This is a genomic window from Ruegeria sp. B10 (assembly GCF_056539825.1).
Genome location: NZ_JBQFVP010000001.1, coordinates 261794 through 274172 on the forward strand (window position 1 = coordinate 261794; position 12379 = coordinate 274172).

8 protein-coding genes and 1 tRNA gene are annotated in these 12379 nt (G+C 58.2%); 2 read left to right on the top strand and 7 right to left on the bottom strand.

Features of this window, described 5'->3' with window-relative positions; translation table 11 throughout:
- Positions 1-70 precede the first annotated feature (70 nt).
- On the bottom strand, positions 71-2920 hold the full coding sequence (locus tag ACR0J4_RS01385) for a ribonuclease E/G (RefSeq protein WP_170641709.1): 2850 nt from the start codon (positions 2918-2920) through the stop codon (positions 71-73).
- A gap of 645 nt (positions 2921-3565) precedes the next feature.
- On the opposite strand from ACR0J4_RS01385, the gene ACR0J4_RS01390 reads away from it, so the two are divergent.
- Positions 3566-5110: a trimethylamine methyltransferase family protein gene (locus ACR0J4_RS01390; RefSeq protein WP_170641711.1), complete on the top strand. Its 1545-nt coding sequence runs from the start codon at positions 3566-3568 to the stop codon at positions 5108-5110.
- Positions 5111-5161: 51 nt separating this feature from the next.
- On the opposite strand, the gene ACR0J4_RS01395 is transcribed toward ACR0J4_RS01390, so the two are convergent.
- Both ACR0J4_RS01395 and ACR0J4_RS01400 read right to left on the bottom strand, forming a co-directional pair.
- Positions 5162-5407 carry an EF-hand domain-containing protein gene (locus ACR0J4_RS01395; RefSeq protein WP_170548525.1) on the bottom strand — a complete coding sequence of 82 codons (246 nt, stop codon included), beginning with the start codon at positions 5405-5407 and terminating at the stop codon, positions 5162-5164.
- Positions 5408-5943: 536 nt separating this feature from the next.
- Positions 5944-9558, bottom strand: coding sequence for a vitamin B12-dependent ribonucleotide reductase (locus ACR0J4_RS01400; protein ID WP_170641713.1), 3615 nt, complete (start codon positions 9556-9558; stop codon positions 5944-5946).
- A gap of 507 nt (positions 9559-10065) precedes the next feature.
- On the opposite strand from ACR0J4_RS01400, the gene ACR0J4_RS01405 reads away from it, so the two are divergent.
- A complete protein-coding gene (locus ACR0J4_RS01405; RefSeq protein ID WP_170641715.1) occupies positions 10066-10500 on the top strand; it encodes a hypothetical protein in 435 nt (144 codons plus the stop codon).
- A 9-nt stretch (positions 10501-10509) separates the two neighbouring features.
- Here ACR0J4_RS01405 and ACR0J4_RS01410 read toward each other — a convergent pair.
- From ACR0J4_RS01410 to pdxH, 4 genes are all read right to left on the bottom strand, one after another.
- Positions 10510-10586 (bottom strand) — tRNA-Pro (locus tag ACR0J4_RS01410).
- 44 nt (positions 10587-10630) lie between these two features.
- Positions 10631-11098, bottom strand: a complete 468-nt coding sequence (locus tag ACR0J4_RS01415) for a DUF192 domain-containing protein (RefSeq protein WP_170641770.1) — start codon at positions 11096-11098, stop codon at positions 10631-10633.
- Positions 11099-11102: 4 nt separating this feature from the next.
- Positions 11103-11630, bottom strand: a complete 528-nt coding sequence (locus tag ACR0J4_RS01420) for a cold shock domain-containing protein (protein ID WP_170638641.1) — start codon at positions 11628-11630, stop codon at positions 11103-11105.
- A gap of 121 nt (positions 11631-11751) precedes the next feature.
- Positions 11752-12357, bottom strand: coding sequence for a pyridoxamine 5'-phosphate oxidase (gene pdxH / locus ACR0J4_RS01425; RefSeq protein ID WP_170373802.1), 606 nt, complete (start codon positions 12355-12357; stop codon positions 11752-11754).
- Positions 12358-12379: the final 22 nt, after the last annotated feature.

Sequence of the window (12379 nt, forward strand, 5' to 3'; positions counted from 1 at the left end):
CAAGCCCGCCTTTTCATTTTAGCTTCTCATTTTAGCTTCTCATTTTAGCTTCTCATTTTAGCTTCTCATTTTAGCTTCCGAGCGACCACCAGCCGCGCCGTTTTGGCTTGGGTGGCTCAGCCGGTTTTTCCGGCTCATCCGAAACCGTTTCCAGAACGGGTTCGGCTGGGGCTTCTTCCACCGCAGATGCGGCTTCAGCCTCGGCAACCTCTTCGACCGGAGCGGGCTCCTCAGCCGGTTGAGCGTCGACCGGTTCTTCTGCTTCCACCGCCTCACTAGGTTCTGCCGTTTCGACGGCCTCAGCAGCAGGTTCTTCGGTGTCTTGAGCCGGTTCCGGTGTGGCTTCTGCAACCTCAGCAACGTCCGCCGGACCCTCTTCCGCCTGTTCCGGAGAAGCCTCAGCCTCGGCAACCACATCGGATGCTTCCGCTGGGGCGTCTTCCTTGGCCTCAGCCTCCTGTTCGGAGGCATCCTGCGCTTCGGCTTCCACATCTTTCTTCTTGCGACGCGGCGCACGGCGGCGCTTGGGCTTGGCCGGCTTTTCGTCCTCGTCCGATGCCTCAGGAACGTCTTCCTTCTGGGCTTCGTCCGAGGGAGCGTCGGCAGCCGTGTCCTCAGCCGTTTCCGATGCCTCAGCCTCTTGCTGATCGTTACCGCCCTTCTTGCGGCGACGACGACGACGCTTGCGCTTGGGCTTGGATTCTTCTTCGGCCTGAACCGCCTCTTCTTCGGCCTCTTCCTCTTCGGTTGCGTCAACCAGATCCATCAGTGACGCATCGACGGACACGACCGGAGCGGTCGCTTCGGGCACGATCCGGCTGGCGGTCTTGAACTTCTCAAGCGAGAAATCAGGGCTGACCAGATGCATGTCGCCTTCGACGCGCACGGACAGACCGTAGCGCGCCTCGATCTGGGCGATATGTTCGCGCTTCTGGTTCATCAGGAAGTTGGCAATGCTGACCGGGCAGCGCACCAGAACCTCGCGTGAGCGGCGGCGGGTGCCTTCTTCCTCGATCTGGCGCAGGATCGACAGCGACATGTTGTCGTCCGAACGGATCAGACCAGTGCCATGACAGGCCGGGCATGGCTGAGTCGTCGCCTCAAGCATACCGGGGCGCAGGCGCTGGCGGCTCATCTCCAACAGGCCAAAGCCCGAGATGCGGCCCACCTGAATGCGCGCGCGGTCGGTTTTCAGCTTGTCCTTCAGGCGTTTTTCGACCGCAGTATTGTTCTTACGCTCATCCATATCGATGAAATCGATGACGATCAGACCGGCAAGGTCCCGCAGACGCAACTGACGTGCCACTTCCTCGGCGGCCTCAAGGTTGGTCTTGAGTGCTGTTTCTTCGATCGAGCCTTCCTTGGTCGCCCGACCCGAGTTCACGTCGATCGCCACCAGCGCTTCGGTCACACCGATCACGATATAGCCACCGGATTTCAGCTGCACGGTCGGGTTGAACATCCCGGCCAGATAGCTTTCCACCTGATAGCGCGCGAACAGAGGCAGCGCGTCCTCATACCGCTTCACGTTCTTGGCGTGGGACGGCATGATCATCTTCATGAAGTCCTTGGCGATGCGATAGCCGCCTTCGCCCTCGACCAGAACCTCGTCGATGTCACGGTTGTAGAGGTCGCGGATCGACCGTTTGATCAGATCGCCTTCCTCGTAGATCTTCGCGGGCGCGATGGATTTCAGCGTCAGCTCGCGAATCTGCTCCCACATGCGCTGCAGGTATTCATAGTCGCGCTTGATCTCGGACTTCGTGCGTTTGGCACCCGCGGTCCGGATAATCAGGCCCGCGCCAGTTGGCACGTCAATGTCGGCTGCAATTTCCTTCAGCTTCTTGCGGTCGGGCGCATTGGTGATCTTGCGGCTGATGCCGCCGCCGCGTGCGGTGTTGGGCATCAGGACGCAGTACCGACCGGCCAGCGACAGATAGGTGGTCAGCGCGGCGCCCTTGTTGCCCCGCTCTTCCTTGACGACTTGCACCAGCAGAACCTGGCGCACTTTGATCACTTCCTGGATCTTGTAGCGGCGCGGGCGCGGCTTGCGCGGAGGACGGATATCGTCGCTGTCGTCTTCGTCCGCGACCGATTCAATCGAATCATCCTTGGCGGTCGCATCAGACTTTTTATCTTCGTCGTCTGAGTCGTCACTTTCGGCAGGCTCTACCTCAGAGGTTTCCGCCTCAGGATCAGCCAGCGCTGTTTCCTCGGTGTCAGCCCCGGATTCTTCCGCTTCAGCAACAGCTTCGGGCTGCGCTTCCGCGTCGGTTTCAGCCTGCTCATCAGAGGTCGCCTCAACGGTCTCGACCTCAACCGCCTCAACTTCAGCAGTCTCTTCTTCTGCGGTCGGCGCGTCAGTGCTCTCAGACGCTTCATCCTCAGAAGCTTCTTCCACCGGCGTCTCGGCGACCGTCTCCATCGGAGAGGTCCCCTCGGGCACTGTCAGATCATCGTTCTCTTCGCTGTCGTCGAGATCAATGGTCTCCATACCCGTCGGCTCGGACGAGATATCCAATGTCTCGACCGGGTCGTTCGACTTGACGTCCGCTGCCTTGCTGCGCGACCGCGAGCGGCGTTTTTTGGGCTTGGCTTCCTCGGCCTCATCTCGCGCCTTCATCGCCTCGGCATAGGCGCGCTCTTCCTCCATCAGCGCCTCACGGTCGGCGACGGGGATCTGATAATAGTCGGGGTGAATTTCAGAAAACGCCAGGAAACCATGGCGATTGCCGCCATAGTCCACGAACGCCGCCTGCAGAGACGGTTCGACGCGGGTAACTTTTGCTAGATAGATATTGCCAGCGAGCTGGCGTTTGTTTTCGGATTCAAAATCGAACTCCTCGACCTTGTTTCCGTCAACCACCACAACCCGAGTTTCCTCGGCGTGGGTGGCATCGATAAGCATTTTCTTAGCCATGTGTCCTTGATGCACCGCGCCAAACGCGTTGTCCTGACCCATCCAGGCGGACAGGCACTTTTGGGGAGGTGTCTTGTACGGGCGATATAGGACGGCGCGCGGCAGGGTCTGGCGCTGTGGCCCCCTGCCCGGTCTCTCAAACGTTGCGCGCGCGTCATCGCGGTTCTTCTCCGACAGGCGCGATCTTGGTCGCTGCCTGCCCATTTATTCCTTTCGCCCGGAATTTTCCGGGCTCAGGCACTCCATTGCCCCGACAGGGGCACAATCGGTCTGCCGTGCCGTGAAAGATAGATCATCACATGCGGCGCAGCAGCGAAACTCAAAAAAGCGGGACTTAGGGGCGTCAAAATCGCCATGCCCGTTCGGACACAATAAAAGCAGTCCTGTGGAAAAGACAATGGGCAAACGTCATGCGACCGGGAAAGCAACATAATTGACAGTGAGGTCGCAAACAGAACAGACTTAAATCTACCGCTGCTCAGGATGGTGCAGCAAGTCCGAGGAACTGAATGCACAACGAAGTTTGGAAAATACGTCTGATCAGCCGCACGATTGGCGCGGATCGTGGGCGTGCGGCACGGGGACGTCCAGTACAGGTCTGATTTTGATCGCAATCTCAATCACCTGAATAACCGGATAACCACAATGAACGAACAAACTCGCAGCTCTGCAAGAACTGGCGGACGCGCAGCGCGTCGCGCTGCCCGCGCCGCAGCCCTACCCGACCACCTGCGCCCGGTCCGCCCGGGGATGGAGGGCGGCACCTACAAGCCTCTGACCCAAGCACAGATGGAGCGTATTCACGAAGCGGCGCTTCAGGCTCTGGAAACCATCGGGCTGGCGGACGCTCCGCAAAGCGGGATCGACTATCTGGTGGGCGCTGGGTGCAGTCTTGGTGAAGACGGGCGCATTCGTTTCCCTCGGGCATTGGTCGAAGACACCATCGCCAAAGCAAACCGCTCGGTCACTTTGTATAGTCGAAACGGCAAGACCGATCTGGAGCTGAGTGGGACGAAGGTTCATTACGGCACGGCAGGTGCCGCGGTCAGCATGGTCGACGTGGATGGGCAAAACTACCGCGACTCGACCGTACAGGACCTGCACGATGCCTCTCGCATCTGCGAGCAGCTGGACAATATCCACTTCGTTCAGCGCCCCATGGTGTGCCGCGACATCGCCGACAACCTCGAGATGGACTTGAACACGATCTACGCGGCATGCGCAGGTACCTTTAAACATATCGGCACCTCCTTTACCGAACCCAGCCACGTCGCCCCGGCGATGGAGATGATCCACATGATCGCCGGCGGTGAGGAAAAATGGCGTGAACGTCCTTTCATCTCGAACTCGAACTGCTTTGTTGTGCCACCCATGAAATTCGCAACCGAAAGCTGCGAAGTCATGGAAGCGGTCATCAAAGCCGGGATGCCGGTCCTGTTGCTGTCTGCTGGCATGGCCGGAGCGACCGCACCGTCGACAATCGCAGGGGCCATCACTCAAGCCACAGCGGAATGTCTGGCCGGTCTGGTCTACGTAAACGCCGTGGTGCCTGGCGCGCCCGCCGTCTTTGGCACATGGCCCTTCGGTCTGGACCTGCGCACCGGAGCGATGTCCGTAGGATCTGGCGAACAGGCGCTGCTGAGCGCGGGGTGCGCTCAGATGCATAACTTCTACAACCTTCCGGGCGGAACCGCCGCCGGGGCGTCGGATTCGAAACTGCCCGACATGCAGGCTGGGTGGGAGCAGATGTGTTCGAACGTCATGACCGGCCTGTCTGGCGCCAACATGATCTACGAGGCCGCTGGCATGCATGCGTCCCTTCTGGGGTTCTGCCTTGAGAGCCTGATCCTGGGCGATGACCTCATCGGACAAGCGCAGCGCTGCGTGCGTGGGATCGAAGTTTCAGACGAAACTCTGGCGCTGGATCAGATTGCTGAAGTGTGTATGGGCGGCCCCGGCCACTATCTCGGTACGGATGCGACGCTCAGCCGGATGCAGGCGGATTATGTGTACCCAACGTTCGGCGACCGCACCTCACCCAAGGAATGGGCCGAATTGGGCAAGCCTGATCTGATCGAAAAGGCAATCGCGCGGAAAAACGAAATACTCTCCAGCCCGTCTGCAGCGAATTTCGACCCTCTGCTGGACGCGGAAATTCGCGCCAAGTTCAACATTCACTTGCCGTTGTAAGGAATTGAAAAGCGGCCCGATTTTACTCGGGCCGCTATAAAATGTCAGCAATCAGCCGTTGCTTGGGGGCAGCAAACCGGCTTCTTGCGCGATGGCGATTTCATCCGCATCCAATGCGCCATCCCCATTTGCATCCATGGCCGAGAACGTGTCGGCGTTAACTTCGGGCACGACGGCTTGAACCTCTTCAATGGTCAGCACGCCGTCTCCATTTGCGTCGGCAGCCGATTGGGCAGTAGCTAGAGTCGGCAGTGCGAGTGCTATAGCCGCCAGAGCGGTCAGATATTTCGGTGTCATAAGTTTGCCTCCTGAGTGAATATTTGGATTTTGCGTCCGGACGAGCGCAAGAAACCTCAGGATTGGGCCAACGTCACCCGTATAGCGAGATCGAGGCCACTTCGCGCCAATCTCCGCGTGTTTGACCGAGTCGCCTCTGCGGCTTGTTGCCGGGCAAAAATCCCCCATCGCTCCTCGGCAGAACTTGCCCGACGGTTTTGGGGTGATCCGGCAAAACTCAGCTCAGCGGCCGATCGTTGGACAAAAAGAAAGGGGGCCGAAGCCCCCTGTCAGTTTCGCCTTCCAGGCTCATTTCGTTGACCGCCCGGTATTTTTTTGCCTGCGGCCTGGACTGCGCATGGGGCGAGCGCACCCGCCCCGTGAAAGAGTGGGAGGGAGCAATATTCCGCCCCACCCTGTTCCCGGCCAACACGGGCATGTCGACCGAGTGGAACATGGCTTTGATGGTAAGTCTCAGCGCCATGCTCCGTATTCGTCGGGGCCGGTACATAAGGCAGCGACCGACCCCTGCACCCCGGGTTGCCGGGGCGCTAAACTCAGCTACACCCGCTTGTCGCGCCGCAGGTGTTGCACTTCATGCAGGTGCCGTTGCGCACCAGCGTGTAGTTTCCGCATTCGCCGCAAGGGTCCCCTTCATAGCCCTGCATTTTGGCTTTGGTCCGTGCGTCCATGCCGGTCGCCACGGCGGTTTCCGCCGACGCTTCAAACGCAGTTGCCGGTTCGGACATACCGCTGAGCTCCGCCTGCGGATTGAACATCGCCAGATCCTGCGGCAGACGTTTCCGCAGATACCCAGTCGAGCTGATTTGCTTCAATACTTCCAATGACTTAGACGCCGCAGCGTCACTGATCTCGGAGACATTCGAAACCCCTTCTTCCTCACCACGACCCAGATCATCGAAGCTCGCGCCTTCGGGTTTCACATGGGCCAGATCAGTGCGGTCCAGATAAGACACGGCCAGTTCACGGAAGATGTAGTCCAGGATCGACGTCGCGTTCTTGATCGAGTCGTTGCCCTGTACCATCCCAGCCGGTTCGAACTTGGTGAACGTAAAGGCGTCGACGAATTCCTCGAGCGGTACGCCGTATTGCAGGCCGACCGAGACCGCGATGGCAAAGTTGTTCATCATCGCCCGGAAGCCCGCGCCTTCCTTGTGCATGTCGATGAAGATCTCGCCCAGCTTGCCGTCTTCGAACTCGCCGGTCCGCAGGTAAACCTTGTGGCCACCGACGATCGCCTTCTGGGTGTAGCCCTTGCGGCGATGGGGTAGTTTCTCGCGATGGCTGCGGATCATTTCTTTGACCACAACCTTCTCGATCACCTTTTCGGCCAGAACGACGGCTTTTTCCTGCGTCGAGCCGCTTTCCAAAACTTCTGCCGCTTCGTCGTCATCCTCGACCAGCGCTGCGGCCAGAGGCTGAGACAGTTTCGAGCCATCACGATAGAGCGCGTTCGCCTTCACACCCAGCGACCAGCTGAGTTCGTATGCCTTCTGGCAATCCTCAATGGTCGCGTCATTCGGCATGTTGATCGTCTTCGAGATCGCGCCCGAGATGAAGCTCTGCGCCGCCGCCATCATAGTGATATGGCTGTCAACCCCAAGGAAACGCTTGCCTTTCTTGCCGCACGGGTTGGCGCAATCGAAGATCGAGTAGTGCTCTTTCTTCAGATGCGGCGCGCCTTCCAGCGTCATGGTTCCGCAGACGTGGTCGTTCGCTGCGTCGATATCGGACTTGGTAAAGCCCAAATGGCGCAGCAGATCGAAGGTCGGGTCGTTCAGCTTGGTCGCCGGGATGCCCAAAACGCCGGTGCAGAAATCCTCACCCAGTGTCCATTGGTTGAAGACAAACCGGATGTCGAAGGCGCTTTCCAGTGCGGCATCCACCTTAGCCAGCTCATTCGGGCCAAAGCCGTGGCCGGTCAGCGAGGTATGGTTGATGCCCGGCGCGTTGCCGATCGTGCCGTGACCAACTGCATAACCCACGATCTCTTCAATCTGAGACGAGGAATAGCCCAGCTTCTCTAGCGCCGACGGCACCGAGCGGTTGATGATCTTGAAGTAGCCGCCGCCCGCAAGCTTCTTGAACTTGACCAGAGCAAAGTCCGGCTCGATCCCAGTTGTGTCGCAATCCATCACCAGACCGATGGTGCCGGTGGGCGCGATCACAGTTGCCTGCGCATTGCGATAACCGTTCTGTTCACCGAGGCTCAGCGCCTCGTCCCAAGCCGACATGGCCAGATCGACCAGACGCTTGTCCGGGCAGTTACCGTGATCCAGAGGTACCGGCTTCACGGCCAGTTTCTCATATCCATTAGCCACACCCTGCGCAGCACGGCGGTGGTTACGTATGACGCGCAGCATGTGGTCCGCGTTGCGCTCATAGCCCTTGAACGGCCCAAGCTCTCCGGCGATCTCAGCCGAGGTCGCATAGGCCACGCCCGTCATGATCGCGGTCAGCGCGCCACAGATGGCCCGGCCCTCGTCAGAGTCATAGCTGTAGCCCATGTTCATCAGCAGCCCGCCGATATTGGCATAACCCAGACCCAAGGTACGGAAATCATAGGAGAGTTTCGCAATTTCCTTCGACGGGAACTGCGCCATGGTCACAGAGATTTCCAGCGTCAGGGTCCACAGGCGCGCCGCATGCATGTAGTCGGCAGCCTGAAACTCACCATCCTGCAGGAATGTCAGCAGGTTCATCGACGCGAGGTTACACGCCGTGTCGTCAAGGAACATGTATTCCGAGCACGGGTTCGAGCCGCGAATCTCACCGTCTTCGGGGCATGTGTGCCATTCGTTAACGGTGTCATGGAACTGGATGCCCGGATCGGCGCAGGCCCAAGCTGCGTGGCCGACCTTTTCCCACAGATCGCGCGCCTTGACGGTCTTGGCGACCTTGCCGTCGGTGCGGTTGATCAACTCCCAATCGGCGTCTTTCTCAACAGCGGTCAGGAACGCATTGGTTACGCGGATCGAGTTGTTCGAGTTCTGACCCGAGACCGAGCTATAGGCTTCCGAATCCCAGTCCGTATCATAGGTGGGGAATTCGATACTGTCGTGACCCTGCCGCGCGTAGTCCAGCACGCGCTTGATGTAAGTCTCGGGGATCGCGACCTTTTTCGCCTCACGCACCGCTTTCTTCAGACTGTCATTCTTGTTGGGATCATACGCATCGTCCTGCGTGCCGTCCCAGCTGCGGATGGCCTCGAAAATGCCGTTCAGCATCTTCTCGTGCATCTTCGATCCGGCAACGATCGAGGCCACCTTCTGCTCTTCGATCACCTTCCACTCGATGAATTGCTCGATGTCCGGGTGATCCGCATCGACGATTACCATCTTTGCTGCTCGACGGGTTGTCCCGCCTGATTTGATCGCGCCAGCGGCGCGGTCGCCGATCTTGAGAAAGCCCATGAGGCCTGAGGATTTGCCGCCACCCGACAGCGCTTCGCCTTCTGCACGCAGATGGCTGAAGTTGGTGCCGGTGCCCGAGCCGTATTTGAACAGGCGCGCCTCGCGCACCCACAGATCCATAATGCCGCCTTCGTTCACCAGATCATCATCGACGGACTGGATAAAGCACGCATGCGGTTGCGGATGCTCGTAAGCGGATTTCGATTTGGTAAGTTTGCCGGTTCTGTAGTCGACATAGTGGTGCCCCTGCGCGGGACCATCGATGCCATACGCCCAATGCAGGCCAGTGTTGAACCATTGCGGCGAATTCGGCGCGGCGCGCTGGGTCGCCAGCATGTAGCGCATTTCGTCAAAATAGGCGCGCGCGTCTTCCTCGGTTGAGAAATAGCCACCCTTCCAGCCCCAATAGGCCCAAGCGCCTGCCAAACGGTCAAACACCTGTTTCGAAGACGTCTCACCTTCGAACTCGGCATCGTCAGTCGGGACCGAGCGCCACAGGAATTCAGGAACGTCCTTTTCTTTGACCTTCTTCAGCTTGCTGGGAACGCCCGCCTTACGGAAGTATTTCTGTGCGATGACATCACTGGCCACCTGGCTCCAGCTTGAGGGGACCTGGATTTTGTCCAGACGAAAAACAATTGTGCCGTCAGGGTTTCGAATCTCGGAAGTTGCCGAGACGAAATCGAGGTCCGCATACGCATCCTGCCCTGATTTGGTAAATTTTCTTTCAATCTTCATGTCCGCCGCCTTTTAATGTCCGTCAACCCTCGCCGCGGCTTGGGAAATGCAAAGCCACCAGCGATGCCGAACCTGACAGACGCAAAGGACCGCCCGCTGCCCGTATGAGCGCGATACCGCCACTGCGGTTGCACAAATGTACTCGTGTGCGTTCCGTCCCTGCCCTGCGCCCTCTCCGGCTTTCATACCAGATGTAGTGGCGTCATATTCGGCCCATACAATCTGGCGTATCTTTGCATATCAGGTCAACGACCTTTTTAAGTCATTTTTGAAATCTTTTGTGTTGACCCGTGTGTCGGGTGCTCGGCGATCTGATTCCTCCACAGAATGATCCACGGAGAGACGACGCCGATCGCAGAACCGGCCAGATGAAATTGCCTTTTTTACCAGCATGTTTATCCGGGTTTGATCATCCACTCCTGTACTGGCTAAGCTGGCAGGGAATCACGTTGTGGCCTCTCGGCCATATCCTGGCGTCAACCCATTGAACAAAGAGCAGGCAAAACGATGAAGTTGCTTCACTTCGCCTCAATAGGCGCCCTGATCGCGGCCTGCACAGCACAAGAATTGCCAACGGCGTCGCGTAGCGCTCAATTCAGCGACTACCCCGACAGGTTGTTCGAAACCTTCCAGACCAGTTGCGAAGGCCCCGGCGAGACGTTCCTGAAGATCGACGCCAATTCTTATGAGTGTCGCGAGTTTCTGCCACCGGATACCACAGCCTTTTTGATTCTCAGCTATGATGGCTTACCCGATGATCTGCCCCAGAGCATCATGCGCATGACCTCAACAAAAACCTCTGGCGGGTACCGCGTCGATGCGCGGCTGTTCTTCCAAGTGCCGCAGAAAAGCGGCGCGACCGTCGAAGTTCCCGTTGAAAGCAAAACGCTGGATAAAGCGCTGAGCGCGCTCTACCAAGCGATGGGTGGTTCACCAACATAAGTGAAGAAGTGGTCGGGGCGGCAGGATTCGAACCTACGACCCCCTGTACCCAAAACAGGTGCGCTACCAGACTGCGCCACGCCCCGGACCGTGCGCCGTTCCTAACGATGCTGATCTGATTTGAAAAGCCCTAACAGGGCCAAATCGCACTCGCTTGTGAAAAAACTTCGTGCCGCATCTGGGTGCCGGGCTGAATGCCGTAACGCGCGGACAAACCGGCGTTGATTTCAAGCACTGCAAAGATGTCGCCACCCCCTTCAATCGGGGTCAGATCACCGGGAATCGCACCTTCATGCACGCGAGTCACGACGCCTGCCTGGTCCACGAAAATCATATCCAGAGGAATCAGTGTGTTCTTCATCCAGAACGCCACCTGTTGCGGTGGATCGTAGACGAAGAGCATGCCAGACCGGTTCGGCAAGTGCTCGCGGAACATCAGCCCGCGCGATTTCTCGGGACCGGTCACGGCCAGTTCAACATCAAATCGGACATGAGTCTGATCGTTGCGCAACTCTACCCGGTCAGGACGACATTCTGCGGCCACGTTTTCTGCCAGAAATGTCACGCATACTGCCAGAGAGGCCCAAAACCGCATCATGGTGTTAGTGATCCAGCGCCGCTTCCCAAGCCAAGACCTGAGCCGCCATGCGGCCCCGTTTACCATCAATCACCCGCATGGCAAGCGCTTCGCCCGGCTGCAGATCGGCAAGGCCAGAACGGCGGAGAACTTCGATATGCAAAAACACATCCTCGTCCCGACCGAACACATTGGCGAATCCGAATCCCTTGCCCTTGTCGAACCATTTCACCCGCGCAGCTTCCAAAGGCGCCGCCGCAATCGCCGCCGGATCCAGCTCGGCAAAGTCGGCCAACATCATTGAGTCGGCGCGCGCAGGGGGATCAACGGCAACAACTTCGACAGCCTGAACACCGCGATCCGTACGATGGGTCATGATCTCGATGCCTGCCCCATCGGCGACCGAGCTCTGCCCGAAATTCCGCAACACGTTCACATGCAACAGAATATCCGGGCCGCCTTCATCAGACACAACGAACCCGTATCCCTTTGCGGGATCGAACCATTTTACGTGTCCACGAACGCGGTACATGTTGTTCAGGTCTTCAGGCACGGTGTTCCCATCGAATGATTTAGTAGTGCGTTAAGGTTTCGGTTTTTATGGCAATGGCAGGCAAATTCAAGCTGAAAAAAACCTTTGATTTCGGTCTGTTGCATTTCGCGATACGTGAACGTCATGGATTTAACCTCTGCACATCCCAAGCGGAACCCGGATCAGCCCTCCGCCACCTGAACCGATCATGCAGGCGAAATGCGCCGTCGGCCCAGAATTCAATTTCAGTCGGAACCAACCGGTATCCTCCCCAAAATGGAGGGCGCGGCGGATTGGATCCAAGTTTTGCCGTCACCTTGGCAACCTCGGCCATCAGGGCCGTTCGGCTGCTCAGGGGTTGCGACTGCTTAGACGCCCAAGCACCCAGCCGACTTTTCAGCGACCGTGACGCATAATATTCATCCGCCTTGGGCCCGCTTTCCCGACTGACTATACCACGAACACGAATCTGACGCCGCAAAGATTTCCAATGCATGACAAAAGCGGCTTTTTCAGCCTGATCCAACTCAGCCGCCTTGGCGCTTTCATAGTTGGTATAGAAAACAAAGGCCTCCGGCTCTATGTCTTTCAAAAGTACCATGCGCGCGTTCGGCATGCCGTCTTTGTCAACGGTCGCCAGCGCAATCGCGTTCGGGTCATTCGGTTCATTCTGTTCGGCCTCACCCAACCACCGCGCCGCTATTTCAAACGGATCGGAGCCAGCAAAAATGCCATCACGCTCGGTCATTTCCATCCCCTGGAAAGTATTT

Excerpts from the sequence above, each read along its gene's own strand:
- ACR0J4_RS01395 (WP_170548525.1), bottom strand. The coding sequence starts at position 5,407 with ATGACACCGAAATATCTGACCGCTCTGGCGGCTATAGCACTCGCACTG.
- ACR0J4_RS01400 (WP_170641713.1), bottom strand. The coding sequence starts at position 9,558 with ATGAAGATTGAAAGAAAATTTACCAAATCAGGGCAGGATGCGTATGCG.
- ACR0J4_RS01390 (WP_170641711.1), top strand. The coding sequence starts at position 3,566 with ATGAACGAACAAACTCGCAGCTCTGCAAGAACTGGCGGACGCGCAGCG.
- ACR0J4_RS01385 (WP_170641709.1), bottom strand. The coding sequence starts at position 2,920 with ATGGCTAAGAAAATGCTTATCGATGCCACCCACGCCGAGGAAACTCGG.
- ACR0J4_RS01415 (WP_170641770.1), bottom strand. The coding sequence starts at position 11,098 with ATGATGCGGTTTTGGGCCTCTCTGGCAGTATGCGTGACATTTCTGGCA.
- pdxH (WP_170373802.1), bottom strand. The coding sequence starts at position 12,357 with ATGACCGAGCGTGATGGCATTTTTGCTGGCTCCGATCCGTTTGAAATA.
- ACR0J4_RS01405 (WP_170641715.1), top strand. The coding sequence starts at position 10,066 with ATGAAGTTGCTTCACTTCGCCTCAATAGGCGCCCTGATCGCGGCCTGC.